Annotated in this window: 22 protein-coding genes, 1 tRNA gene and 1 other RNA gene; 10 read left to right on the forward strand and 14 right to left on the reverse strand. The window is 61.1% G+C overall.

What is annotated here, in order from left to right; all coding sequences use genetic code 11:
- Positions 1-10 precede the first annotated feature (10 nt).
- The 3 genes from HSS18214_RS18515 to HSS18214_RS0102210 all read right to left on the reverse strand — a co-directional run bounded on the left by HSS18214_RS18515 (position 11) and on the right by HSS18214_RS0102210 (position 6,162).
- Positions 11-1,930 carry an ATP-binding cassette domain-containing protein gene (locus HSS18214_RS18515; RefSeq protein ID WP_016913673.1) on the reverse strand — a complete coding sequence of 640 codons (1,920 nt, stop codon included), beginning with the start codon at positions 1,928-1,930 and terminating at the stop codon, positions 11-13.
- 445 nt (positions 1,931-2,375) lie between these two features.
- Entirely contained in the window at positions 2,376-4,862 is a 2,487-nt protein-coding gene (locus tag HSS18214_RS0102205; protein ID WP_016913674.1) for an acyl-CoA dehydrogenase, read from the reverse strand.
- A gap of 433 nt (positions 4,863-5,295) precedes the next feature.
- Complete coding sequence (locus HSS18214_RS0102210) at positions 5,296-6,162, reverse strand: LysR family transcriptional regulator (RefSeq protein WP_016913675.1); 867 nt, start codon at positions 6,160-6,162, stop codon at positions 5,296-5,298.
- 113 nt (positions 6,163-6,275) lie between these two features.
- On the opposite strand from HSS18214_RS0102210, the gene HSS18214_RS0102215 reads away from it, so the two are divergent.
- The 4 genes from HSS18214_RS0102215 (at position 6,276) to HSS18214_RS0102230 (ending at position 10,221) form a co-directional block, all read left to right on the forward strand.
- Positions 6,276-7,004, forward strand: coding sequence for an AzlC family ABC transporter permease (locus HSS18214_RS0102215; protein WP_016913676.1), 729 nt, complete (start codon positions 6,276-6,278; stop codon positions 7,002-7,004).
- The gene (locus HSS18214_RS0102220; RefSeq protein WP_016913677.1) at positions 6,994-7,302 is read left to right on the forward strand and encodes an AzlD family protein; all 309 of its coding nucleotides are present in this window, start codon (positions 6,994-6,996) and stop codon (positions 7,300-7,302) included. Before HSS18214_RS0102215 ends, HSS18214_RS0102220 begins: the two co-directional genes overlap by 11 nt.
- 132 nt (positions 7,303-7,434) lie before the next feature.
- The gene (locus HSS18214_RS0102225) at positions 7,435-8,736 is read left to right on the forward strand and encodes an ISL3 family transposase (protein WP_016913678.1); all 1,302 of its coding nucleotides are present in this window, start codon (positions 7,435-7,437) and stop codon (positions 8,734-8,736) included.
- A 66-nt stretch (positions 8,737-8,802) separates the two neighbouring features.
- A complete protein-coding gene (locus HSS18214_RS0102230; protein ID WP_083844143.1) occupies positions 8,803-10,221 on the forward strand; it encodes an IS1380-like element ISPsp9 family transposase in 1,419 nt (472 codons plus the stop codon).
- A gap of 347 nt (positions 10,222-10,568) precedes the next feature.
- Here HSS18214_RS0102230 and betA read toward each other — a convergent pair whose 3' ends face one another.
- Genes betA through betI form a run of 3 tightly spaced genes read right to left on the reverse strand, consistent with a single transcriptional unit; the run spans position 10,569 to position 14,431 of the window.
- On the reverse strand, positions 10,569-12,272 hold the full coding sequence (gene betA, locus HSS18214_RS0102235) for a choline dehydrogenase (RefSeq protein ID WP_016913679.1): 1,704 nt from the start codon (positions 12,270-12,272) through the stop codon (positions 10,569-10,571).
- A gap of 55 nt (positions 12,273-12,327) precedes the next feature.
- The gene (betB, locus tag HSS18214_RS0102240) at positions 12,328-13,797 is read right to left on the reverse strand and encodes a betaine-aldehyde dehydrogenase (RefSeq protein WP_016913680.1); all 1,470 of its coding nucleotides are present in this window, start codon (positions 13,795-13,797) and stop codon (positions 12,328-12,330) included.
- Between the two features lie 10 nt (positions 13,798-13,807).
- Positions 13,808-14,431, reverse strand: a complete 624-nt coding sequence (gene betI, locus HSS18214_RS0102245; RefSeq protein WP_193365613.1) for a transcriptional regulator BetI — start codon at positions 14,429-14,431, stop codon at positions 13,808-13,810.
- A 191-nt stretch (positions 14,432-14,622) separates the two neighbouring features.
- Here betI and HSS18214_RS0102250 point away from each other — a divergent pair.
- The 3 genes from HSS18214_RS0102250 (at position 14,623) to HSS18214_RS17740 (ending at position 15,786) form a co-directional block, all read left to right on the forward strand.
- Positions 14,623-14,696: transfer RNA gene (locus HSS18214_RS0102250), tRNA-Met, on the forward strand.
- Between the two features lie 45 nt (positions 14,697-14,741).
- Positions 14,742-14,838, forward strand: an RNA gene (gene ffs / locus HSS18214_RS18520) — signal recognition particle sRNA small type.
- Between the two features lie 162 nt (positions 14,839-15,000).
- On the forward strand, positions 15,001-15,786 hold the full coding sequence (locus tag HSS18214_RS17740) for a DUF3750 domain-containing protein (protein ID WP_040460747.1): 786 nt from the start codon (positions 15,001-15,003) through the stop codon (positions 15,784-15,786).
- Here the strand turns inward: HSS18214_RS17740 and HSS18214_RS0102260 are convergent, their stop codons facing one another.
- From HSS18214_RS0102260 to mntR, 7 genes are all read right to left on the reverse strand, one after another.
- On the reverse strand, positions 15,787-16,527 hold the full coding sequence (locus HSS18214_RS0102260) for an aspartate/glutamate racemase family protein (protein WP_237718583.1): 741 nt from the start codon (positions 16,525-16,527) through the stop codon (positions 15,787-15,789).
- Positions 16,528-16,531: 4 nt separating this feature from the next.
- Complete coding sequence (locus HSS18214_RS0102265; RefSeq protein ID WP_016913684.1) at positions 16,532-17,836, reverse strand: TRAP transporter large permease; 1,305 nt, start codon at positions 17,834-17,836, stop codon at positions 16,532-16,534.
- On the reverse strand, positions 17,833-18,405 hold the full coding sequence (locus tag HSS18214_RS0102270; RefSeq protein ID WP_016913685.1) for a TRAP transporter small permease subunit: 573 nt from the start codon (positions 18,403-18,405) through the stop codon (positions 17,833-17,835). The genes HSS18214_RS0102265 and HSS18214_RS0102270 overlap by 4 nt, the downstream gene beginning before the upstream one ends.
- Before the next feature lie 18 nt (positions 18,406-18,423).
- On the reverse strand, positions 18,424-19,011 hold the full coding sequence (gene dctP / locus HSS18214_RS19430) for a TRAP transporter substrate-binding protein DctP (protein ID WP_272942906.1): 588 nt from the start codon (positions 19,009-19,011) through the stop codon (positions 18,424-18,426).
- A 3-nt stretch (positions 19,012-19,014) separates the two neighbouring features.
- Complete coding sequence (locus HSS18214_RS19435) at positions 19,015-19,461, reverse strand: type 2 periplasmic-binding domain-containing protein (protein ID WP_016913687.1); 447 nt, start codon at positions 19,459-19,461, stop codon at positions 19,015-19,017.
- Positions 19,462-19,750: 289 nt separating this feature from the next.
- On the reverse strand, positions 19,751-20,599 hold the full coding sequence (locus HSS18214_RS0102280; RefSeq protein WP_016913688.1) for a MurR/RpiR family transcriptional regulator: 849 nt from the start codon (positions 20,597-20,599) through the stop codon (positions 19,751-19,753).
- 75 nt (positions 20,600-20,674) lie between these two features.
- A complete protein-coding gene (gene mntR, locus HSS18214_RS0102285; RefSeq protein WP_026001669.1) occupies positions 20,675-21,151 on the reverse strand; it encodes a manganese-binding transcriptional regulator MntR in 477 nt (158 codons plus the stop codon).
- A 152-nt stretch (positions 21,152-21,303) separates the two neighbouring features.
- On the opposite strand from mntR, the gene HSS18214_RS0102290 reads away from it, so the two are divergent.
- Genes HSS18214_RS0102290 through HSS18214_RS0102300 form a run of 3 tightly spaced genes read left to right on the forward strand, consistent with a single transcriptional unit; the run spans position 21,304 to position 23,999 of the window.
- Positions 21,304-22,224 (forward strand): metal ABC transporter substrate-binding protein, encoded by a 921-nt coding sequence (locus HSS18214_RS0102290; RefSeq protein WP_026001670.1) that lies wholly within the window; start codon positions 21,304-21,306, stop codon positions 22,222-22,224.
- Positions 22,225-22,230: 6 nt separating this feature from the next.
- Complete coding sequence (locus tag HSS18214_RS0102295) at positions 22,231-23,055, forward strand: metal ABC transporter ATP-binding protein (RefSeq protein WP_016913691.1); 825 nt, start codon at positions 22,231-22,233, stop codon at positions 23,053-23,055.
- 14 nt (positions 23,056-23,069) lie between these two features.
- A complete protein-coding gene (locus HSS18214_RS0102300) occupies positions 23,070-23,999 on the forward strand; it encodes an iron chelate uptake ABC transporter family permease subunit (protein WP_026001671.1) in 930 nt (309 codons plus the stop codon).
- Here HSS18214_RS0102300 and HSS18214_RS0102305 read toward each other — a convergent pair.
- Positions 23,996-24,403 carry a CBS domain-containing protein gene (locus HSS18214_RS0102305; RefSeq protein WP_016913693.1) on the reverse strand — a complete coding sequence of 136 codons (408 nt, stop codon included), beginning with the start codon at positions 24,401-24,403 and terminating at the stop codon, positions 23,996-23,998. The two genes, HSS18214_RS0102300 and HSS18214_RS0102305, sit on opposite strands and share 4 nt — an antisense overlap.
- Between the last annotated feature and the right edge of the window lie 2 nt (positions 24,404-24,405).

Below are 24,405 nucleotides of genomic sequence, written 5' to 3' on the forward strand. Positions count from 1 at the left end.
GCCCAAGGGCTCAGCGAGTGCCTGCGGCCATCCAGGCTTCCATCATTTCGTCGTAGGGCACGGTGGTACCCTGCGGCATTTCATCGTCGAGTTTTGGTTTGGGCGCGCCGTCCTGATCCAGCCAGTACTGGGGGTCACGCTCTTCGTTGAGTACCGGGGCATAGCTGTCGAACACATTGGCCCGAGCCAGGCGATTCATGGTGTTGTCCATGTCGGCCGCCAGCTTGTCCAGACCTTCCTGGGGCGTGACTTCACCGCTCATGACCGGTGCCAGGTTTTGCCACCACAGCGGTGCCATGCGCGGATAGTCAGGCACGTTGGTGCCGGTCGGTGTCCAGTTGGACTCGTTGGGGCTGCGGTAGAACTCCACCAGGCCGCCGAGTTTGGGGGCCATTTCGGTCATCTGGTCCGAGAAGATGTCGGATTCACGAATGGGTGTGAGGCCGTGCATCAGTTTTTCCAGCGAGGTGGTTTTGGCCACGGTGAACTGGGCGAACAGCCAGGCCGCCGTACGACGGTCTTCGGGCGTGGAGTCGAAGAAGGTCCAGGCACCTACGTCCTGATAACCCACTTTCATGCCTTCTTCCCAATACGGGCCCGTGGGCGAGGGTGCCATGCGCCACAGCGGGTTGCCTTCGTCATCGGTCACGGCCACGGAGGGGTCGGTCATGTCGGCAGTGAAGGCGGTATACCAGAAGATTTGCTGGGCAATGTGACCCTGCGCAGGCACCGGCCCGGCTTCACCGAACGTCATGCCCTGGGCTTCGGCGGGCGCAAAGTCACGCAGCCAATCCACGGCTTTCTGCATGGCAAATACCGACGCCGGTGAGTTGGTGGCACCACCGCGGCTGACGCTGGCGCCCACCGGCTGGCTCTCCTCGTTCACGCGGATGCCCCAGTCGTCGACGGGATTACCAAACGGCACCCCTGGGCTGCCCATGCCGGCCATCGACAGCCAGGAGTCGTGGAAACGCCAGCCCAACGAGGGGTCACGGCGACCATAATCCATGTGGCCATACACTTTGGTGCCATCGATCTCGCCCACGTGGACGGTAAAGAACTCGGCGATATCCTCGTAGGCCGTCCAGTTGGTGGGAACGCCCAGATCGTAACCGTAGATGTCCCGGAACTGTTCCTGCAGGTCTTCACGCTGGAACCAGTCATAGCGGAACCAGTAAAGGTTGGCGAACTGTTGGGTCGGCAGTTGGTAGACGCTGCCATCAGGCCCGGTGCCGTACTGCAGGCCGATGAAGTCGTCCAGGTCCAGCGTAGGCAGGGTGTAGTCCGCCCATTCGTTGGCCATGGCCTCGGTCAGGTTGATGGTGGTGCCGCCCAGGGCTAGCGCTTCGTTGGGCTCGGTGGTGGCGTACACGGCAATGCAGTTGCGCGCCTTGAACAGCTCGCGCAGTTCGTCGCGCAGCTCTTCACGCAGCTTGTAGTCGAGGTTGACGAGTGGCTCGTCGAACAGGATCAGGTCGGCATCCTTGACCAGCGCACGGCCCATGGCGGTGCGCTGTTGCTGACCCCCGGAAAGCTCCTGGGGGTAGCGCTCCAGCAAATGCTCGATATGTAACATTTCCGCAATGCTTTCGACCCGCCGTTTGATCTCCTGGGAGGGCGTCTTGGCCAGCTTCAGCGGTGAGGCGATGTTGTCGCGCACCGTCAGGCTGGGGTAGTTGATGAACTGTTGGTACACCATGGAAACGTTGCGCTTGCGTACCGAAACGCCGGTGACATCCTTGCCATCCATGTAAATGCGCCCGCGGGTAGGTTGTTCCAGGCCGGCCATCAAGCGCATCAGCGTGGTCTTGCCTGCCAGGGTCCTGCCCAGCAGCACGTTGAAAGAGCCCGGTTCCAGTGCCAGATCGACCCCCGTGATATGAGGGTCACCGCCGACGACGTGGTCGATGTTTTGCAGATGTAAGGACATGCCGATCTCGTTAGCGTCGTTGTTATGGATATTGCTATGGATATTGCTATGCGTGTTGTTATAGCTGTTGTCATGAACAGGTAGTGCGAAAACGAGTGTGTCTATCGCGCGGGTAGATCGGTCAAGCAGCTTGTTCTCTGTTTTTCTATTGTTCCAGACCACCGACCAAGGCGATATTTTCATTAACGAAAGGCTAGTTGATCATTTTCGAACGTGCAACGCTTTTTTGATGGCTCATATATTCGCTTTTAGGCGTAGAGAGCCCATTATAGTGTGCGCAATAGATGAGCAGAGGATGTGAAGAGGGAGAAGAGGGAGAAGAGGGGGCGGCGCAGTGCCGAATAAAAGCAAAGTGGCGTCGTGCGTTTCGCTTTTGAACATTGTGAGGCGATAAACGAAAAAACCGGCCTGTGTCAGGCCGGTTTCATTCACCCTCAAGCGTCGTTTACTTGACGCTGGTTTCTGCTTGCGGCGTGGCCTTGGCAGGCGCCGCGTTGTGGTCGATCAGCGTCGCCTTGTCGTTGGCAAAGGCATCGTAGGCGAAGTCATCCACGGTGAGCATTTCGAGCACTTCGGCCTCGAAGGTGCGCATGAACGTGGCGTCGTCCTCGTTGATCAGCCCTTTCTCCAGCGCGGCTTCCACGCGTGCTTCCGGGTGGAGCGCCGTTTGCGGCAGCTCGCCCTTGGCATAGGCCTTGTTCACCGTACGGTAGATGGCCTCGGCGCGCTCGTACTCTTGCAACAGTGCATTGTAGCGGGCCAGCGGATTGCGCTCGGCGCCGTCATCCTTGTCCCAGGTGTTGCTCAGCAGCTTGCTGCGCAGGGCACTCTGGGTGGAGACGCGATGAGCGATGTCGCGGGCCAGGTCGTCATGGGGCTTGTTCCAGCGGCGGCCCGTCGGCATGACGACCACTTTCAGCACCTTGCCCAGGGCGCGGTTGGGCAGGTTGTCGAAGATCTCGACAAACGCCTGTTCAGCGCGGTTGAGCAGGAACTGCAGGCTATAGTGCAGCAGCGCTTCTTCGCCTTCTACCTTATTGCCGGTGTGCCACTGCTTGAGCACCATGGACGCCAGATAGAGGTTGGAGAGAATGTCGCCCAGTCGTGCCGAGAGCATTTCGCGCTTCTTCAGCGTGGAGCCCAGGCTGGCCATGGCGGCGTCGGCGCAGAGGCCAAAGCCGGCTGACAGGCGCGCGATGTCCTGCGCGTAGCCAACGGCCGGGCCGCTGAACGGTACGCTGGGCTTGCCGAGGCCGAGGCCCTGCGTGAAGGCGCGGGCCGCGTTGCCGAAAATCAGGCCCGCATGACCAAAGAACGCCTTGTCGAATGCTTTTGCGTCGTTGGCATCCTTGGCGGCCAGCTCCTCAAGCACGTAGGGGTGGCAGCGGATGGCGCCCTGACCAAAGATCATCAGGTTGCGGGTCATGATGTTGGCCCCTTCCACGGTGATCGCGACGGGGTTAGCGCTATAGCCGATGCCCAGGTAGTTGCGTGGGCCGAGGGTCACGGCCTTGCCGCCGTGAACGTCCATGGCATCGCTGAGCAGCACGCGCTGGAACTCGGTCAGCTGGCTTTTCAGAATGGCCGAGGGGACGGCGGGCTTTTCGCCGTGGTCGATCAGGTTGGCGGTCTGGTATACCGTGGCGGCAGAGATGTAGGCCAGCGAGGCCATGCGAGCCAGCGGCTCCTGTACACCTTCCATTTCGGCAACCGGCACGTTGAACTGACGACGTACCCGTGTAAAGCCGCCGCTCCAGCCCAGCGCATAGCGGGCGGTACCAGTAGCGCCCGAAGGCAGCGTGATGCAGCGGCCAATCGACAGGCACTCCACCAGCATCCGCCAGCCCTGACCGATCATGTCCGGGCCGCCGATGATGGTGTCCAGCGGTACGAACACGTCCTTGCCCTTGATTGGGCCATTCATGAAGGGGCTGCCGATGGGGTGGTGGCGGCGGCCAATCTCCATGCCCTGCGTGTCACGCGGGATCAAGGCCAGCGTAATGCCACGGTCTTCTTCGTCGCCCAGCAGCTTTTCCGGGTCGAACAGGCGGAATGCCAAGCCCACTACAGTGGCAATCGGCGCCAGGGTGATCCAGCGTTTCTCGAAATTGAGGCGCACCCCGACCACTTCCTGGCCATCGATGACCTGCTTGCAGACCACGCCGGTATCCGGCAGCGAGGTGGCGTCGGAGCCTGCGCGGGGGCCGGTCAGGCCAAAACAGGGGATTTCACGGCCATCGGCCAGGCGAGGCAGGTAGTGATCCTTCTGTGCCTGGGTGCCGTACTTGAGCAGCAGCTCGCCGGGGCCCAGGGAGTTGGGGACACCGACGGTCACCATCAGCGTTTCGTTGGCGGAAAGCTTCTGCAGTACCATGGATTGCGCCTTGGCAGAGAAGCCCAGACCACCATACTCCTTCGGGATGATCATGCCGAAGAAGCCTTCCTTCTTCAGGTAATCCCACAGTTCCTGGGGCAGGTCGGCACGCTCCTTGGCGATGTCCCAGGCGTTGCACATGCCTGCCGCCTTGGCGCACTGCACATCCAGAAAGGCCTGCTCTTCTTCGCTCAGGCCGTCATCCTTGAAATCCAGCAGCGACTGCCACTTGGGCTTGCCGGAAAACAGCTCTCCATCCCAGGAGACGCTGCCCGCTTCCAGCGCGGTGCGCTCGGTGGCAGACACCTTGGGGGCCACTTTCTTGAAGGTTGCAAAGATGCGTGGGGTCAACCAGAGGCGACGCAGGGCGGGCAAACCGGCCACGGCCACGGCCAATGCGCCGATCAGCAGCAGAGTGCCCGTTACGGGGGCGCCCAGCACGATGCCGACCAGGCCCAGTACGCCCAGCAGGGCCAGGGCAGGAGGTGCGCCTGCCTCGCGGCGCATCACCACCAGCAGGCCAGCCACGGCCAGCACGATGAGTAGTAGGGTGAGCATGGGGTTCTCCATAGGTGGGTGGTCTTGAAGGTATTTAAACGTATGTTTGAATATTCGCAGAATCGCTTGGCAGTGTGCAAGCGTTTCGGCCTTATACGTTCGCTTTATCCCTTCACTGTAGCTCAGTTGCGGCATAAAAAAACGGGTATCCGGATTAACTGGTTGATAGCTCCCCATTATGATGTGGCATCTATTCCTATGCTCTCCGGATTATTCGGTTGATAGAATTAGGATGCTGAGCGGTCTTGTGCAGCCAGCAGCGCTGCCTTATCGATCAATGATCGTCCAATGTCGCTAGCCAACAGATGATCGTAGTAGCTAGCTTTTGGGATTCATGTGCCCCCTACTAGGAAACGGCTGGCCTGGGGCTTTTGCGCTCCGTCCTCGACCGGCCATAGGGGTATCGGGCTACCGCCGCTCGCTGAGCGAAAGCTCAATCCACCGTGCTGCGCAGCGTCCTGATCAGCAGCTGATAGAGGCTGTCGACGGCTTCGTTGCCCTGAGAGGCCTGACTGCGATAGGCCGCCACCGCCATGGGCTCCAGCGGGCCCAGACCGTGCTTGCCGCCAAGGATTTCCAGGTGGGGCGGGGCACTGCACCGCGTCAACACGGCGACGGCAAGACCGCTCTCCACCGCAGCGATCTGCCCTGCCAGGCTGGAGCTGTTGTACACCACCCGGTAGCGACGTCCCTGCAGAGCCAGGGAGTTGATGGCACTGCGCTTGGCGAGGCTCGTGCTCTCGTAGACAGCGATGGGCAACGGGTCGCGTCGCCAGGTAGGAAATTCCGGCGAGCCGACCCACACCATCGGTTCATGGAACAGGAGGGTGCCGTGACGCGGCTGTTCTCGCGAGACCAGTGCGAGGTCTAGGTCGCCATTCTCGACCCGCGGAATCAGTGCGGTCGACTGCTCGCAGCTCAGCTCGATCTCCACCGCGCCGTGCTGCGGCGCGAAGCGCTTCAGCACCGGAGTCAGGTAGCGGGCCGCATAGTCATCCGGCACGCCGAGACGGATATGCCCAGTCAGCACCCGGCCGTGAAACGCCGCCTGGGTCTCAGCGTGCAGGTCAAGCATCCTGCGAGCATAGCCCAGCAGCCGCTGCCCTTCCGGGGTGAGCTGCTGCGACCGTGGCCCTCGTTCCAGCAGGCGATGACCCAGAGCGGCCTCCAGCTTCTTCAGCTGCATGCTCACCGCCGACTGGGAGCGATGCACCTCAGGGGCCGCGGAGGAGAGTGAGCCGGCGTCCACCACCGCGACGAAGCACTTGAGCCAGTCGATCTGCAAATCTTGGTAGGCCATACGTTGTCACATAAATTCGATTTTCGAATATCTAATAGCAAAATCATTCGCTTTCATCAAGAGATGTACCGCGGCACAGTGACGACCATGTCATGAGACAGGAGGAGCATGGCATGACCAACGAGACGGCAAGTGAAGAGGCGGCACTGCATCGCCTGGACGGGGCGCTAACGTGGCAAGGGTTCAGGGAGCTGGTACCCATTTCGCTGTTCGTCATCGTCTTCGGCGCCGCCTTCGGCCTGGCGGCGACTCAGGCTGGGTTGAGCGATGCCTCCATCGTCATCATGAGTACCCTGGTTTTCGCGGGTGCTGCACAGTTCGCGTCTCTGGAGTTATGGGGGCCACATATCCCGCTCTTTACGATGATGCTCACAGTATTCGCGATCAATGCCCGGCACCTGCTGATGGGCGCTACGCTCTACCCCTGGTTGCAACCACTCAAGCCGGCGAAGCGCTACGGCGTGATGCTGGTGGCTTCCGATGCCAACTGGGCCATGGCCATGCAGGCGTTCAGCCAGGGCCGGCCGGGGCTGGGGCTGCTGCTGGGCGGTGGTATCGCCCTATGGAGCTTCTGGGTTCTCGGCACCTGGCTGGGTCTGTACTTCGGCAACGCCGTGAGCGATCCCGCGAGCCTGGGACTGGACATGGTGATGGGCTGCTTCCTGCTCGCCATGGTGGTGGGCGGAGAGAAGAACCTGCGGATGCTGGTGATCTGGGCGGTGGCGGCGGGAGCTTCCCTGTTGGCCTATCGCTACCTGCCGGAAAACAGCCATGTGGTCGTGGGTGCCATCGCCGGTGGCCTGGTCGGCCTCTTTTGGGGGAGTCGTGACCATGAGCATTGAGACAGGCAACCCGAGCGCGCTCGCCATCATCCTGATCATGGCGGTGGTGACCCTGGTGACTCGCTGGGGTGGCGTCTTCGCGATGTCCTTCGTGCCCATCGGCTACCGCGTCAAACGGTTCATTCACTCCATGTCCGGCTCTGTGCTAGTGGCGCTGCTCGCGCCGCTGGCGATCACCGGTGACAATGGCGCCCGTCTGGCCCTGCTGACCACCGCCGTGATTATGCTAACGCTGAAGAAGCCACTGCCAGCGATCGCCGGCGGTATTCTAGTGGCGGCACTGTTCCGTCAGATGTAGCCATACCCTAGCGACACGGACGCGCTGCGTTTTCTACAAAAAGCACCCAGCTTGTCATGCTGGGCTCTCTTGAACCAGTTAAACCAGACACCCGGGGTTAGGTGAAATGGTGAACCTCTCAGGGAGAGATGTGTGACGAACCTGCCCAACAATGCCCTGCATTTACCGCAATATAATATCCTGAACACTAAACAAGATGAGCATGATCTCCACTATCAAGTTGAAGCGCCTGAACCTCTAGCGTGCGAGGAATGTGGCGTTAAGGGTGAGTTCGTCAGGTTCGGCAAGCGCGATATGGCTTACCGAGATCTGCCTATCCATGGAAAGCGAGTCAACCTTTGGGTTGTTCGCCGCCGCTACGTGTGCCGGGCTTGCGAGAAAACGTTCCGCCCTAAGCTCCCGGATATGGTGGATGACCACCGCATGACTCGCCGGCTCCACACTCATGTCGAGAAGGAAGCCTTCAAACACCCCTATGCCTACGTGGCCGATACCACAGGCCTCGACGAGAAGACCGTCCGCGAGATCTTCAAGAAGAAGGCCGAGTTCCTAGCAGCCTGGCACCGCTTCGAGACGCCCCGATGCTTGGGCATCGACGAGCTGTACCTCAACCGCCGCTACCGCTGCATCCTGACCAACCTGGAGGAGCGCACTCTGCTGGATCTGCTGCCCGGCCGTCAACAAGACGCAGTAACCAGGCGCCTCATGAGCATGACCGATCGCCAAAAGGTGGAGATCGTCAGCATGGATATGTGGAAGCCCTACCGCCGCGCCGTCCAGGCGGTGCTTCCACAGGCTCGCATCGTGGTCGATAAATTCCACGTCGTGCGCATGGCTAACGAAGCCCTGGAGAAGATCCGCAAGGGCCTCAGGAGGGAGCTGACGGCCAACCAGCGCCGAACCCTCAAGGGCGACCGGAAGATCCTGCTGAAGCGGGCTCACGACGTCTCAGACCGCGAACGACTCATCATGGAGACCTGGGCCGGGGCCTTTCCCCAGCTTCTGTCGGCCTACGAGCACAAGGAACGGTTCTTCCACATCTGGGACTGCACCAACCGGCGTGACGCCGAGAAGGCGCTGGCTCAATGGATTGACGACATCCCGCAGGGGCAGAAGGAAGTCTGGAAGGATCTTGTCAAAGCTGTCAGCAACTGGCGTGAGGAGATGCTGACCTACTTCGAGACGGACATCCCGATCACCAACGCCTTCACGGAGTCGATCAACCGACTGGCCAAGGACAAGAACCGCGATGGCCGGGGCTATTCGTTCGAGGTGATGCGTGCTCGGATGCTCTACACCACCAAGCACAAGAAGAAGTCGCCGCAGGCCAAGGAATCCCCGTTTCTGGGCAGGGCCACCATGACCTACGGCAAGAGCCTTCCCCCGGTCGAGAAGAACTACGGCGTCGATCTATCAACCTTCTGGACAGATTAACCCGGCTTATTCATGAGGCCGACCTGAAAACGAAGATGGCGAGTGGTTTTCTCTTGTAGAATCAGGATATTCCTGCCAGAACACGATTCAAGAGGACCACTCGCCATGGGTGAAAGCCTATCCACCTGGACGCCCTCATGCAACGGCTCTGTCCGTGTTGAGCTGAGCGGCCAGCGCACCACCAGCGACAGCGGCGCTCTGCTGTTGCGTGAGGCCCTCGACAACAGCGGCGTGATTGAGGCGCTGGAAGACAATCTGGTCGATCGACGCCACCCGCTGCGCATCCTTCATTCGCTGGCCAGCCAGTTGCGTACCCTGGTGCTGCAGCGTGCGATGGGCTGGATCGATCTCAGCGATACCGACACGCTGCGCCGTGACCCGCTTTGGCAGTTGGCCTGCAGCGATGCACGCGGGACGACGCCATTGGCGCAGGACAGGCCGTCTCAAGCCACGCTGTCGCGGCTGCTGACCTGCCTCGGCCGAGACGACAACATCGATGCCGTGCACGAAGGCCTGCTGCGACTGGTGGTCTGGCGCCTGACCTCGCTGAAGAACGGCGAGCGCCCCAAACAGCTGACGCTGGACATCGATGGCCTGCCGATCGAGGTGCATGGCCATCAGGGCGGGTCGGCCTATCATGGCCTTTACGGGGCCCGCATCTACTCGCCGCTGGTCGCATCGTTGGCGGAGACCGGCGACATGGTGGGCGGCCTGCTGCGCGAGGGCAACGCCGGCCCGGCAGAGAACGCCGACACCTGGATCCCGCATCTGGTACGACGACTCAACGAGAGCACCGGGGCACAGGTTCGTGTGCGCATCGACGCCGGTTTTACCGATAACGCGACGCTGGAGGCCCTGGAGGATCGGGAGATCGAATACCTGGGCCGGTTGCGCAGTCACACCGGTCTACAGAAGCTGGCAGCACCGCTCCTGAAGCGGCCACCCGGCCGGCCACCCGAGCAGCCTCGCGAGTGGTGCCACGATCTGGAGTACCAAGCCGGCTCCTGGTCGGCACCGCGGCGCGTAGTGCTGGTGGTGCAGGAACGCCCCGATGACCTGCTGCTGCATGCCTTCTTCCTGGTCACCAACCTCAGCAAGTTCGACTGGCCGCCAGAGAAGGTCCTGGCACTCTATCGCAAGCGCGGCAGCGCCGAGGCGCACATGGGCGAAGTGAAGTCGGCGCTCGACGTGCACCTCTCGTCGACCGATCGCGGCGCCTCCACCGTTCAGAACGTGATGGCGCGCAACGAGGTGAGCCTGCTGCTCAGCCTCTACGCCTACCAGGTCCTGCATGGCCTGCGCTGCCTCCTGGAGCGGCAAACCCGACAAGGCTGGAGTCTGAGTCGGATGCGCGAGCAGGTGCTCAAGGTCGCCGCCACGCTGAGGCTGCACGCTCGGCGAATCACCGTTCATCTGGGTGCCGCCGCCGACAAGTGGTGGCCGACGCTGCTGAAGGGGCTACCGAAGCTGACCGCACTGAGCTGACGCTCCTGCGAGACCACCACAGCATCAGAAAGCGAGCGACCGGAGCGGCGGTCGGCGATCACGGCTGCTTGGACGGCCACCATTGATTCCAAAGAGCTATAAGTAAGTAGGAAAAGGGCTGCGTTCAGGCATTACTCAACAGCCACTCGCGCTGAAAAGGCGAATCCTGATGAGCAATGCCAACAGCCAGTACCTTCAGACCGCTCAATCAGCGCCCTCGTGAATAAGGCGGGATTAAGGGGGCGGAGGAGTTTGAAAGCCCCTTCAACCAGTTAATCCGGATACCCAAAAAAACGCCATGGCGAATGCCATGGCGCGGGTTGCTGGAGCAGCGAGTGCAGGTCGGGTCAGGCCTGTGTGGCAGGCGTTCCTTTGGCGACCGCTCCTTTGGCAGGTGCCCCATTGGCAATGTAGTAATCGACCTGGGCGCGGGGCAGGGGTTCGCGACCGCGAATGCGATCGGCGATCTTTTCGGCCAGCATGATAGTGGGCGCATTCAGGTTACCGGTAGGAATCACCGGGAACAGCGAAGCATCCACCACTCGCAGGCCTTCCAGGCCGTGCACCCGGCCCTGGGCATCGGTGACGGCCATGGCGTCTTCGCCCATCCGGCAGCTACCGCAGGGGTGGTAGGCGGTTTCGGCGTGCTGCTTGACGAAGCTGTCCAGCTCGGCATCGCTTTGTACCTCGGGGCCGGGGGCAATTTCACGCCCGCGGTAGGCGTCGAAGGCGGGCTGGGCGATGATCTCGCGGGTCAGGCGTATGGCATCGCGGAACTCCTGCCAGTCCTTCTCCTTGGCCATGTAGTTGAACAGGATGCTGGGCGCGGCGTGGGGGTCTTTCGAGGTCAGCCGGATGCGGCCACGGCTCTCGGAGCGCATGGAACCGACGTGGGCCTGGAAGCCGTGGGCCTCGACCGCGCTTTTGCCGTTGTAGCTGATGGCGATGGGCAGGAAATGGTATTGCAGGTTGGGCCACTCCTCCTCGTCGTTGGAGCGGATGAATCCGCAGGATTCGAACTGGTTGCTGGCCCCAATGCCGGTACCCTTGAACAGCCACTCGGCACCGATTTTCGGCTGGTTGTACCATTTCAGCGCCGGGTAGAGGGAGATGGGCTCCTTGCACTCGTACTGAATGTACATCTCCAGATGGTCCTGGAGGTTTTCGCCGACGCCGGGCAGTTCATGCACCACGGGGATGCCCAGCTCTTTCAGCCACTCCGGGTTGCCCACCCCTGAGCGCTGCAGAATCTGCGGCGAGGCGATGGCGCCGCCACACAGCAGCACTTCACGACGTGCCCGAGCCTGCGTTGGTTGGCCCTTCCGTTCGTAGCGGACGCCCACGGCACGCTTGCCCTCGAACTCGATCACGTCCGTGACGGCATGGGTTTCGATGGTCAGGTTGCTGCGCTGTTTGGCGGTGTCCAGGTAGCCACGGGCCGTGGACGCGCGCCGCCCCTTGGGCGTGACGAAGCGGTCCATGGGGCCAAACCCTTCCTGCTGATAGCCGTTGACGTCTTCGGTTTCCGGGTAGCCCGCCTGCTTGGCCGCTTCGATGAAAGTCCGGTACAGCGGGTTGTTATCCGCCTTGGGCGTGGTGATGCTCACCGGGCCACCGCTGCCATGATACTCATTGGCACCGATGTCACGGTTTTCGCACTTCTTGAAGTAGGGCAGGCAGCTCAGGTAATCCCACTCTTCGAGCCCGGGCTGCTTGGCCCAGTGGTCGTAATCGAGGGCATTGCCGCGAATGTAGCACATGCCGTTGATCAAGGAAGACCCGCCCAGCCCCTTGCCTCGGCCGCACTCCATGCGGCGGTTGTCCATATGCGGTTCGGGGTCGGTTTCGAACGCCCAGTTGTAGCGTTTACCCTGTAGCGGAAACGCCAGCGCGGCGGGCATCTGGGTGCGAAAATCGAAGCGGTAGTCCGGGCCGCCTGCTTCCAGCAGCAGCACGCTGACATCGCTGTCTTCGGTCAGGCGCGTGGCCAGCACGTTGCCTGCTGAGCCAGCGCCAATGACGATATAATCAAATTCACGTACTTGCGACATTCGTTTACCTTGGCAAAGACGACATAAAGAGCATCAAACGGTGGCGGTGGGCGCCTTAAAACACCGATTCAAACGGGCCCATCTCGATCTGTACGGACTTGGTCTGGGTGTAGTGATTGAGCGTCTCGACGCCGTTCTCGCGACCAATGCCCGACTCCTTGTAACCGCCCACCGGCATCTCCGACGGCGATTCTCCCCAGGTGTTGATCCAGCAGATGCCGGCTTCCAACTGGTGAATCACTCGGTGAGCGCGGTTGAGGCTCTCGGTGAACACCCCAGCGGCCAGCCCGTACAGGGTGTCGTTGGCGCGGCCAATCACCTCGTCTTCATCAGCGAAGGCCAGCACTGACATGACCGGGCCGAAAATCTCCTCTTTCACGATCCGCATGTCGTCGGTGCAGTCGGTGAACACCGTGGGGGCCGCCCATGCGCCGTTGGCCCATGGGCCGCTATTCCACTGTTCGCCACCGGCCAGTACGCGGGCTCCTTGCTCTTTGCCCAGGGCGATGTAGGAGAGCACTTTCTCCTGATGCTCGAAGCTGACCAGCGGGCCAAAATTGATGCTGGGGTCCATGGGGTCACCGGCCTTGATGCGCGCCACGCGCTCGACCAGCTTGGCTTCGAAGGCTTCCTTGACGCTGCGCTCGACGAAGACACGGGTGCCGTTGGTGCAGATTTGGCCACTCGAATAGAAGTTGGCCATCATGGCGGCATCGGCGGCGCGGTCCAGGTCGGCATCGGCAAACACGATCAGCGGCGATTTGCCGCCCAGCTCCATGGTCACGTCCTTGAGCGTGGAGCCACCGGCAGCGGCCATGACTTTCTTGCCGGTGCCCACTTCGCCAGTGAAGGATACCTTGGCAATGCCGGGGTGCTCGGTGAGCATGGCGCCGACTTTTCCGTCGCCTTGAACGACGTTGAAGACGCCATCTGGCAGGCCTGCCTCGGTGAAGATTTCGGCGAGTTTCATCACCGTCAGCGGCGTGACCTCGCTGGGCTTGAAGACCACGGCGTTACCCGCTGCCAGCGCAGGCGCGGCTTTCCAGCAGGCAATCTGGATGGGGTAGTTCCAGGCGCCGATGGCACCGATCACACCCAGCGGTTCCCGGCGGGTATAAACGAACGAGCTTTCGCGCAGCGGTATCTGGCTGCCCTCGATGGCGGGGGCCAGGCCTGCGTAATACTCCAGCGCATCGGCGCCGGTGACGATATCGACGTTGGCAGTTTCGCTGATGGGCTTGCCGGTGTTGCGGGTTTCCAGCTCGGCAAGCTCGTCGTTGCGTTCGCGTAGCAGTGCCACCGCGCGCAGCAGAATGCGTGAGCGTTCCATACCGGTCATGGCCGCCCAGACCCGCTGGCCTTGCTGCGCGGTGCGCACGGCCTCGTCGAGATCGCCCTGGCTTGCCTGGCCAACGGTGGCGAGCAGCGAGCCATCGTAGGGGTTGGTGACGGTGAAGGTGTCACCTGACGTCGCCGCGACCGTGCGGCCATTGATATATAGAGGAAGTACGTCCTGATGGGCCATGGGGTTCTCCTTAATATGATGCGTCAGCGGTGGTGTGCTTCAGGCAGCCGTGGTGGGCCAGCAGTTGATCCAGATAGGCGTGAGCCAGTTGCCGTGCTTCCAGCGCATCGAGCCCTTCCGGCGCCAGGGCGCCGCGTAGCCAAAGACCATCGATCATGGCAGCCAGCCCGCGCGCGGCGTTGCGCGCATCGCGATGCGGCATGACGCGCCGGAACTGATGGCACAGGTTGGCATATAGCCGACGGTCGTTGACGTGCTGTAGACGTTGCAGCACGGGCTTGTGCATGCTGCTAGCCCAGAAGGCGAGCCAGGTCTTGGCGGCCGGACCGGTCACCTGAGAGCGGTCGAAGTTTCCTTCGATGATGGCGCCGATGTGGGCGCGTGCCGAGTCGTCGTCCAGCGCCTGGCGGCGCGCCGCAACGGCATCGGTCAGGTCGGTCAGCATCTGGCGCATGGTGGCTTCGAGCAGGCCATCCTTGCCGCCGAAATAGTGGCTGATGATGCCTGCCGAGACTCCGGCATGCCGTGCAATGCGCATGACCGTCGCTTCCGCCAGGCCCACTTCGTCGATGGCGGCCATGGTGGCCTTGATCAACTGCTGACGACGTATTGGTTCCATTCCCACCTTAGGCACGGCGATCTCCTGAACACTCTTCGAGGATGATGAAAATTATCATGGCACTTTTTTATTGAACGTTCAATCAATAAAAGGCAATTGACGGTACTTGCGGGCTGTCTTGTTCATTGGGAAATGAAATACCTGCGGCGATTGACTTGCCTTTTGCCAACGAGATTGGCATACTCTGCACCCGCTGATGTCGGAAAGGCTACGTAGCTCAGCTGGTTAGAGCACATCACTCATAATGATGGGGTCCCCTGTTCAAATCAGGGCGTAGCCACCGGTCAGCCAGGTACGCTTCTCTTGTGTGCCGTCATGGTGGCCCCTTAGGTCCTCCCGCAACGCTAAACTGCGAACCCCGCCAGGCCCGGAAGGGAGCAACGGTAGTGGTGGCTGCGTGTGCCGGGATGTGGCTTTTGGGGCCGCCTCCATTATATCCTCCCCCTTAGTTTTGCTTCGCTTGATTCCCTGTGGGTCGAGATTCTGTTGCCCGTACGAGGCTCCATTTGGCACCCTGATGGCCTTTTGCGCTTTCTGAGTGGTCGTGCGTGCCAGAAACGTCTCTTTGTCACTTCGGAAAGCTCATGAAAACTCTACTGCGTTGGATAGCGGGCGTGGTGGTGCTGTTGGCACTGCTGTTGGCCGGGCCCGCCTGGATGTTGGCCAGTAACCAGGTGGTTACCGATGGCCACTGGTCGAATCTGGACCGCTCATCGGCGGGGTTGGCCCCAGACCCTGACGCCCATCCCGAGGCGGTGGTGCAAGTGTACGCTGCACGGGCGTATCACTGGCGGGGCGCGTTTGGGGTGCATATCTGGGTGGCTACCAAAGCTGACAATGCCAGCGACTACCGCCTGCACCAGGTGCTCAGTTGGCGTAGGCCCACCGTGGTGTCGAGCACCGATACGCCGGATCGGGCGTGGTTTGGCCATGCGCCCGAACTGCTGGCCGATTACCGCGGCGATGAAGCGGGGCAGTTGATTACCCAGATAGAAGAGGTGATTGGCCGTTACCCTCAGGCCGATTTATACCGGGTGTGGCCCGGCCCCAACAGCAACAGTTTCATCGCATGGCTTACCCGCGAAGTGGAGGGCCTGGCGGTGGCGTTGCCGGTCACCGCCGTGGGCAAGGATTTCCTGTTCGATAGCGTAGTAGCCCCTGTGCCCAGCGGCACCGGGTATCAGTTTTCGCTGGGCGGGGTGTTGGGGTTGATGCTGGCGCTGGAAGAGGGCGTGGAGCTCAACGTGCTGGGCACGAGCCTGGGCGTCGATATTCTCAGGCCGGCCTTGAAGCTGCCTGGCGTGGGCCGGGTGGGCCTGCCTGCTCGGGTGCTGGGGAATGCTGCCGAGCAGGCAGAGCCGCAGGGGTGATTAACCTGCTGGAGCCTCGGAGCTCAACGTTAGTAAAGGAGTGTGCACGTAGCGGATGGCGTCGCTTAGCCCGTCCGTAATATCGATGCCATACCGCTCACTCAGCAGAGCCGCTCGTCCCACGAAGGCGCCGGAGCCCAGCACGATGGCATTGGTACCCTGTTCGAGCGAACTCACGATGGCGTCATGCAAGCGCTGTTCGGCCTGCGGCGTGCGGGCCGCAGTTTCCGACACCCCCATGCCAGTGGCCACGATCCGGCAGCGCACGTCCAGGCCATAGCCACGGCTCAGCGCGCGGATGGTTTCCACGGCGCCCTCGAACGTGGTGATGACGGTGAAGGGGCGGTCATGCTGGCCAGCGGCACGCATGCCTGCCTCGGCCAGGCTCACCACTGGGCGCTGTGTTGCATCGCGCAGTTCTTGAACCGCCAGATCATCGAAGCAGGCCATGATGTAGCCAACGTCGTCGGCGGACTGGCGCTGTTGGATCAGCGCCATGACCTCCCGAGTGGCGGTGGCCTTGTGCGCTGCATTTTCGATGGCGATAGGCCCCGCCAGTGGATTGGTGACCTCCATTTGAACCCCTTCAGGCGAGCACTGCCGTACCAGGCGGCGTATTTCCCGGGTGACCTGGGGATTGGTATTGGGGTTGATGACCAGAATGCGCGGGGTATCGGTTCGCGACGCTTGGCACATGCTGCCGATGGGGGCTGTATGGCTGGGTCCAGTCTTGTTCGTCATTGCCTCAACGCCCCGCCAGAAGGTCGGGTAGCCACATGACGATGTCTGGCCAAATCATGATGGCAAAGGTGAACAACACCATGATGCCCACGAAGGGAATCGACCCCATGATGACGTCGTTGAAGCTGCCGCCATCCTTGCGCACGCCCTGAACCACGAACAGGTTCATGCCCACCGGTGGTGTGATGAGGGCGATCTCGCACATCAGCACGATGAAGATCCCAAACCAGGTGGGGTCGATCCCCACCGCCATGACCATGGGCACGGTAATGGGTACGGTCAGTACCAGCATCGACATGGCGTCCATGAAGGTGCCCAGAATCACGTAAAACACGAACAGCACCAGCAGCAGCGTTACTGCCGTCAGGCCGAAGGAGGCGACCCACTGGGTAAGTGCTTGGGTAACTCCCAGCATCGAGATGGTGACGTTGAGCAGCAGGGCGCACATCAAGACGATGATCACCATGCCCGATGTTTTGGCCGCCTGCAGCGAGCAGTGAATCAACAGGTCCAGCGTCAGCTTGCCACCAACGGCGATGAAGCCAAGGGCGATGACCACGCCAATGGCGGCGGATTCGGTGGGGGTGGCCAGGCCGCCGTAGATGCTGCCCATGACCACGCCAAAGATGACCACGGGAGGAATCAGGTGCTTCGACAGCGACAGCTTGTCCTGAAGCGAGACATTGACCTCGACCAGCGATGCCTTGCCCGCCTTGCCGTGGGCGAGCCACAGGTAGAGTGAGAACAGCAGCGCCAGGGCAATGCCCGGTATCAACCCGGCAGCAAAGAGCTGGCTGACGGAGGTATTGGCCAGTTGGCCATACACCAGCAGGTTGATGCTGGGGGGAATGAGAATCCCCAGCGTGCCGCCCGCTGCCAGCGAGCCCAGCGAAGGACGAATGGGGTAGCGATACTGCTGGAGCGCCGGCAGGGCGATGGTGCCTACGGTGGCCGCGGTGGCCACCGAGGAGCCGGAGGTGGCGGAGAACAGCGTGCAGGTAGCGATATTGGTATGCAGCAAACCACCCGGCAGGCGATTGAACCACACCGCCAGCGCGGCATACATGCGGTCCGCGATGCCGCCGCGTAACAGCAGCTCCCCCAGCAGCATGAAGAGTGGAATGGCGAGCATCGACGGGCTGTTCAGGCTGCTCCAGACGACGCCGCCCATCATGTTCACCAGCGGGGCGCCGTACATCAGATAGCCGCCCGCCACGCCCACCAGCAAAATCGACACCGCCACTGGCAGGCTGAGCAGCATCAGGGCCAGCATAACCATGAACGCCCCTGCAATGACCGGAATACTCATGGCTGTGCTCCTTTTTCACGCTGCTCGAGATCGGCCAGTTCGGCTTCGAGTTCTTCACTGGCTGAAGCAGGGCCGAAGCGCTGGTTCAGTGCGGGCCAGTCTCGCCGGATCAGCAGGCGCAGGGCTTGCAGGGCCAGCAGGGCCGCGCTCGCCGCAAAGATGCCCATGGCCACCAGCCAGACCGACTGAGGGTAGATCAGCGGCGTGGCCCAAGGGGTTTGGGCGATGGAGCGGTAGTTGTGCGTGTCGAGTACGGTCTGCACGGTAAAGTACAGCAGGAAGGCCGCCAGCAGCCCCAACGAGAGGGCTGCCAGGGCATTGAGGATCGCTTTGACGGTGGTGGGCAGGCGCATGTGCAGCAGATTGATGCGAATATGCGACTGCTCGATCATGGCGACGCCGAAGGCCAGAGGCGCCGCCACCGCAATGGCGTAGCCTCCCAACTCATCGACGCCACCAAACGACAGCGAAAAGAATTTGCGAATCAGGGTCTCTATCGTGATCAGCACGGCCAGCAGTAGCATGAACGTGCCGAACAGGATCCCCATCAGGCGAGCACAAAAAGTCATACGGGTCTCCTGGTAACGTTACAGGCCAAGCTGAGCGCCGACCGTTTCGCGCCAGGTGGCTTCGCAGTCGGCGGCCACGTTATTGCACTGGGTGGCCCACAGCGGCAGGGACACTTCCTCTACGGCGGCGGTGACGGCAGCCAGATCGGCGTCGGAAACGGCGACTTCGGTCAGCGCATACTGGTTGCCGAACTCGCAGGGCGACTCACCGGCGTTACAGCGCATGGCATCTTCGTAAAGCGCTTCCGAGTAGCTCCAGATGTCGTCGCTGAGCTCGGCAATGGCCGTTTCCAGCTGGGACTGCTGGGTCTCATCCAGGCGGTTCCAGGTGTCCAGGTTGATGGCGTAGCCATTGATGGCCAGCTGTAGAGCGATGGGCAACACGGTGGTCGTTGCCTCTGGCCAGCCGCCGGCGTTGGCCGAGGCAGGGCCGGTGATGCCGCAATCCACGACGCCACGAGAGAGCGCTTGTTGCACGTCGCCGAAGGGCATCGAAATGCCGGTGGCGCCCAACTGGCCAATGAAGTTGGCTGCGCTCTGGTCACCCACCCGTACGCGCAGGCCTCTCAAGTCCTCCAGGCCGGAAATATCCTTGTTGCAGAAGATGACCTAGGGACCGGCAGGCCATACGCCCAATAACTTGGCGTTGAAGCGGGACTGCAGGCGTGAATCCACATAATCATAAAAAGCCATGACATTGTCCCGGCCAGTCTCGAAACTGGTGTTCAGGCCGATCAAGTCCATCCCAAGCACCGAGGGCTCGTCACGGCTGACCTGGGGGCCGCGCAGCGAGACGATGTCGAAAAGACCGGAGTTGAGGATGCGTAGCCCGTCCGTATCGGGAATGCCTGCCACATCTACCGGAATGTACTGAACCGTGGCTTCCAGGCCGCTGTGCTCGGCGAAATTTTCGAAGAAGGGGCGCTCCTTGTTCTGGGCAATCAGCCCCGAACCGGCAGGTTGGCCGAGCACTTTGAGAGACAGCGTATCGGCGTTGGCGGCGCTGCCGATCACAGCGGCGGAAAGGGCGGTCATGAGAAGAGTGCGCTTGAACATGGAGGCTTCCTGTTATCTGTAGTGGGTGCGATGTGGTACGCCAGGCTGGGCGTGTTGCTCACCGCGCATCCTGCGCAGCGTTTGTTAAGTAGATCCATATTTCATGCCACAAGAGCTATGAAATTTAAATTTCATATATAAAACAGGCAGAAACCACGCGTTGCCCGAAAAATGGGGTAACACGACATGGGGCGTGAGAGACAAAAATGCACCTTGAAAGTGCATGTTGATGGGGTGATGAACTAGAAGAGTGCTTCAGTAAAAGCAGGCGCTCGTCGAAATGGCTCGATTAAAGCTCTTCAAAGCGGTCGTTGAGGGTTTCGATGCGGCTCAAACGCTGTCGTGACGCGTCTCCGGCCAGCTCGATGGTGCGCATGATCAGCAGATGACAGAGGGTCATGACCGCAGTGTGATTGAACAGCGGCCCGGAAGCGTGCGTATGGCAGCGAAAATGCCAGGTAGCGGAAGGGTGGGGCTCCGTGCCTTCATCGGTGATATACACCAGCGAGGCCCCGCACTCCCTGGCGCTGCTCAGCAGCTGTTCGGTCGTCGCAACTCGGCGCCGCAACCCCAGCACGATGACGCTGTCTTCCGGGCCAATGTCGGCAAGGTGCTCGCCCAGGGTTTCGCCAGGGCCGGGAATGGCGGCGATATCTCCGGTCACTTGCAGCAGCTGCCAGCGTAGGTAGTCGGCTAGCGGGCGGCTGGCGCGATAGCCAACGACCCAGATTTTACGTGCCGCCAGCCATGCATGGGCGACGGCGTCGATATCGGCCTGGGTGATGGCGGCAAAGGTTCTGTCCAGGTTGTCCTTGCTGAAGGTCAGCCCCTGGGCAAGCCAGGATTCGGATTGGCCGAGACGCTGAGCGGGGAGAAACAGGCGCGACCCCGTCGTCTGCTCTTCGCGGGCATGCCTGCGTGCGGCTTCGTAATTGTCATAACCCAAGCGCCTGACGAAACGCGATACCGTCGCCTTGGAAACTTTTGCAAAGCGTGCCAGCTCCTGGGCATTGTAGCTGGCCAACTCGCCGGGAAAGTCGCAGACGAATTCACCCAGCCGCCGCTCTGCCGGATGCAGGGAGGGCAGTGCATGGCGAACACGGGCAAGAAAGGAGCGTTCTTTCGAAGCGGGCGACATGACAGTATCCTGAAACCACGGTTTCTTGAATGATGCGGGTTATCAGGCATCAGGACAAGATGGCCGCGTCAGTGATCACTGCGACTGTTGCTCGGTGAAGCGCTTCATGATGGCCAGGGTCGTATCACTCACGTGGTGCTCCATGCCTTCGGCATCGATGCGCGCGGTGCTGTCTTCGACGCCCAGAGCGCGCAGGAAATGCAGCACGATGTCGTGCCGGGCGCGGGAGGTTTCGGCCACTTTCTGGCCTTCTTCGGTCAGAAACAGCGAGCGGTAAGGCTGGCTGGTGACGAGCCCCAGCTCGTTGAGTCGCCGAATCATCTTCGACACGGTGGCCTGGCTGACGGCCATGCGATTGGCGATGTCTGCTGCTCGGGCCTCACCGCGGTGCCGCAACAGATCACCGATCAGCTCCACGTAATCTTCGATGAGCTCGGTTTCATGAGCGTTGCGCACGGTTTCATACTGCTGAGCGTGCTGCTCCACTGGCGGTAGGGCGTCACCGCTTTTCTCACATGAGGCAGGAGCGTGCCGCGGGTCGTGATCACTCATTGGCAATATTTATCAAGGTTAGTGGCATCGTTGATTGGTGATGGTAGCGCATTTGGACGGATAATTGTTAGCCAAGGCTAAACTATTTGCACTTGGCTTTTTCTTTGCGCTACAGTGATATCATATGTGAGTTTACACGGGAGCAGTTGGCGATGGCGAAATCTTACGGATGGATGTTGATGGGGGCTTCCCTGGCCTTCGGTGCGAGCACGTCCTCGGCGTATGCCAACGAGCTGTTGCAACCGCCCATCAACGTGGCCGTCACTTTTTCGGTGCTGGGCGATCTGGTGCAGCGGGTAGCGGGTGACGATGCCGAAGTGACCGTGCTGACCCCGATCAATGCGGAAGTGCATGAATGGGAGCTGACACCGGATAATTTTGCGGCCCTCGAGAATGCCGATATGGTCTTCTACAACGGTTACCAGCTGGAGCAGTGGATGCGCCAGGTGGAAGCCACGGTATCGCAGGGCGTGCCCGTGCTAGCGGTGGCCGAGGCATCCGGCTATCCCACTCAATCGATTGCGATTGGTGAAATGGAAGGGGACATTGACCCGCATCTGTGGATGGACCCGCGGGCCGCCAGCGCCTACGTGCAGGCCATCGCCAACGCCCTGGAAGAGCGCTTGCCGCAGCAGGCCGAAGAGATTCACCAGCGTGCCAGCGCGCTGGAAGACGAGCTGCACGCACTGTATGTCGAGCTGCAGGAGACCCTGGAGGTGATTCCCGACGATCGGCGCCTGCTGCTGACTAGCGAGGCAGCGTTTCTTTACTTTGCCGATGCCTTTCACTTCAAGCACGACGGTATCTGGGGCACCAATGCCGAAACCGAAGGCTCTCCACGCCAGCTGATGCGCATTATCGATTTGATCAATGAGCGTCAGCCCGCCGCACTGTTCTGGGAAAGCACCATTTCTGACCGTCATGTGACCAGCATCGCCCGTGATACGGGGCTGCCGGTGGCAGGCCCACTTTACGTGGACTCGCTCAGCGAGCCGGACGGTGTGGCGGGTGACTACTTTGCCATGCAGCGCCACAATGCCGAACTGCTGCGCCGTTATCTGGGTGTCGAGTAGGTCATCATGAACAGTGCTTCGTCACTACCTCCGGCGGCCATTGAGGTATCGGGGGTCTATGCCGCCTATCAGCGCCAGCCGGTGCTCGAAAACATTCAGCTGAGCTTGCCGGCGGGGCGTTGGACGGCTATCGTCGGGCCGAACGGGGCTGGCAAGTCGACGCTGTTTCATGTGCTGACCGGTAGCATGAAGCCGCTGCGTGGCCAGGTGATGGCGTTCGGAGAGCCCATTCAGCGGCGTCGCAAAGCTGGCGGTATCGCCTATATGGCGCAACGTGAAGCGATCGAGTGGGACTTTCCGATCTCGGTATGGGACACCGTAATGACGGCGCGCTACGGCCACATGCGCCATGACCCTCTATGGCGGCGTCTGCTGCCTGGGCGTTGGCAGGCTCTGAGCCACCGTGACGTCGTGAGCAAGGCGCTGCAGGACGTGAATATGCTGGACATGGCCGAGCGTCCCATTGGGGCGCTGTCGGGCGGCCAGAAAAAACGTGTGCTGTTGGCCAGGGCGCTGGCCCAGCAGGCCAGTATCCTGTTGTTGGACGAACCGCTGGCGGGCGTTGATCCGCCCAGCGAGCAGCTGATTCTTGATGTGCTCAAGCGGGAGCGAGAAGCGGGCAGGACCATTGTCATGGTGACCCATGACATGCCGGGAGCGCGCCGCTATGTGGATCACGTGGTGCTGATCAACCGCTTCATCCGCGGGGCGGGGCCCCCGGATGAAATGCTCAGCGACCGCAGGCTGGCCGAACTGGCGGTGAGCGCCCAGCCAGCGCCAGATTCTTTTACCATGCAACAGACCAGTGCTCCTGCTTTGATGCCTCAATAACGGTCAATTTTAACATGTTAGATACACTGGATAGCATGGCCAGCGCGCTGATCGCTGGCCTGCTGGCGGCGCTGATGGTGCCCATCAATCTGTTACCCGACGCCATTTCCGATGCGTTTCAGTACGCCTTCATGCAGCGTGCGCTGCTGACCTCGATGCTGGTGGGCGCCATCTGCGGTCTGCTCTCCTGCTATGTGGTGCTCAAGCGCTGGTCACTGCTGGGGGATGCGATTTCCCACGCGGTCTTGCCCGGCGTGGCGATTGCCTACCTGCTGGGGCTGCCGTTTTTCATCGGAGCTTTCGTGACGGGGGCGCTGACGTCGTTGGGTATCGGTGCCATCGAGCGCCATACCCGCATCAAGTCGGACGCGGCCATGGGCATCATGTTCACCGGCGCTTTTGCGCTGGGCATCGTGCTGATCAGCAAGATGGCCTCCAGCACGCACCTGATGCATATCCTGTTCGGCAACGTGCTGGGCGTACAGCAATCGGCACTGATGCTCACGCTGGTCGCCAGCGTCGTGGCGCTGCTGGTGATATGGCTCGCCTTCAGGCCGCTGATGCTCTACGCCTTCGACCCCACGCAGGCCCAGGCGCTGGGATTCAATACCAGCGTCATTCATTACGGCCTGATTCTGCTGCTGACCCTGACTATCGTGGCAAGCCTGGAAACCGTAGGCATCATTCTGGTCGTTGCGATGCTGATCACCCCTGGCGCCACCGCCCACCTGCTGACCGACCGTTTCACAACGATGCTGTTGATTTCCACCGGTGTCGGTGTGGGCTCGGCGGTGCTGGGGCTATGGCTCTCTTATGCCTTCGATGTGGCTTCGGGAGGCACCATCGTCCTGGTCGCCACCAGCTGCTTCTTCCTGGCGCTACTGTTTTCTCCTCGGCATGGCGTGCTGATGCGGCGCTGGCGGCATCGCCAACTAGGACGTTAAGAGGATGCCCACCCGGTCACGATACAGGAGTAATCCACTATGCCAAGGACCTGGTGTTGTTGATTAGTGACCGGGGCTAGCGAAAGGCCAAATTGACCAAATAGCCGAGCACAGTTACGTATGCTCATTTCGGGGCGGACGCTGATGACCGGCTTGGTCATGATTTCGTACAGGCTGACGCGTTCTGTCGAGCGATTCGCCGCCAGTACCTTTTTGGCAATGTCCGTTGCGAGCACTATTCCATGCTCATCGGTTGCGTCACGTGGTTGTATGATCAAGACGTTAACGTTGTGTTTGCGCATCACGTCGATGCCTTCTGCAACCGTCAACAGGCCATCGACCAGCCTGTATTGTGAGTGCATGATCGTTTCTGCCGTTGGTATGGCACTTTGATGCTCTAACATGC

Source organism: Vreelandella stevensii S18214 (assembly GCF_000275725.1).
Lineage (GTDB): Bacteria > Pseudomonadota > Gammaproteobacteria > Pseudomonadales > Halomonadaceae > Vreelandella > Vreelandella stevensii.

Bases quoted from the DNA above. Each gene is read 5' to 3' on its own strand.
- HSS18214_RS0102300 (WP_026001671.1), top strand. From the start codon at position 23,070: ATGTTAGATACACTGGATAGCATGGCCAGCGCGCTGATCGCTGGCCTG.
- HSS18214_RS0102290 (WP_026001670.1), top strand. From the start codon at position 21,304: ATGGCGAAATCTTACGGATGGATGTTGATGGGGGCTTCCCTGGCCTTC.
- HSS18214_RS0102280 (WP_016913688.1), bottom strand. From the start codon at position 20,599: ATGTCGCCCGCTTCGAAAGAACGCTCCTTTCTTGCCCGTGTTCGCCAT.
- HSS18214_RS0102260 (WP_237718583.1), bottom strand. From the start codon at position 16,527: ATGACGAACAAGACTGGACCCAGCCATACAGCCCCCATCGGCAGCATG.
- HSS18214_RS0102270 (WP_016913685.1), bottom strand. From the start codon at position 18,405: ATGACTTTTTGTGCTCGCCTGATGGGGATCCTGTTCGGCACGTTCATG.
- HSS18214_RS19435 (WP_016913687.1), bottom strand. From the start codon at position 19,461: ATGTTCAAGCGCACTCTTCTCATGACCGCCCTTTCCGCCGCTGTGATC.
- HSS18214_RS0102210 (WP_016913675.1), bottom strand. From the start codon at position 6,162: ATGGCCTACCAAGATTTGCAGATCGACTGGCTCAAGTGCTTCGTCGCG.
- HSS18214_RS0102265 (WP_016913684.1), bottom strand. From the start codon at position 17,836: ATGAGTATTCCGGTCATTGCAGGGGCGTTCATGGTTATGCTGGCCCTG.
- mntR (WP_026001669.1), bottom strand. From the start codon at position 21,151: ATGAGTGATCACGACCCGCGGCACGCTCCTGCCTCATGTGAGAAAAGC.
- betB (WP_016913680.1), bottom strand. From the start codon at position 13,797: ATGGCCCATCAGGACGTACTTCCTCTATATATCAATGGCCGCACGGTC.
- HSS18214_RS0102205 (WP_016913674.1), bottom strand. From the start codon at position 4,862: ATGCTCACCCTACTACTCATCGTGCTGGCCGTGGCTGGCCTGCTGGTG.
- HSS18214_RS0102295 (WP_016913691.1), top strand. From the start codon at position 22,231: ATGAACAGTGCTTCGTCACTACCTCCGGCGGCCATTGAGGTATCGGGG.
- HSS18214_RS0102215 (WP_016913676.1), top strand. From the start codon at position 6,276: ATGACCAACGAGACGGCAAGTGAAGAGGCGGCACTGCATCGCCTGGAC.
- HSS18214_RS0102220 (WP_016913677.1), top strand. From the start codon at position 6,994: ATGAGCATTGAGACAGGCAACCCGAGCGCGCTCGCCATCATCCTGATC.
- HSS18214_RS18515 (WP_016913673.1), bottom strand. From the start codon at position 1,930: ATGTCCTTACATCTGCAAAACATCGACCACGTCGTCGGCGGTGACCCT.
- HSS18214_RS17740 (WP_040460747.1), top strand. From the start codon at position 15,001: ATGAAAACTCTACTGCGTTGGATAGCGGGCGTGGTGGTGCTGTTGGCA.
- betA (WP_016913679.1), bottom strand. From the start codon at position 12,272: ATGTCGCAAGTACGTGAATTTGATTATATCGTCATTGGCGCTGGCTCA.
- HSS18214_RS0102305 (WP_016913693.1), bottom strand. From the start codon at position 24,403: ATGTTAGAGCATCAAAGTGCCATACCAACGGCAGAAACGATCATGCAC.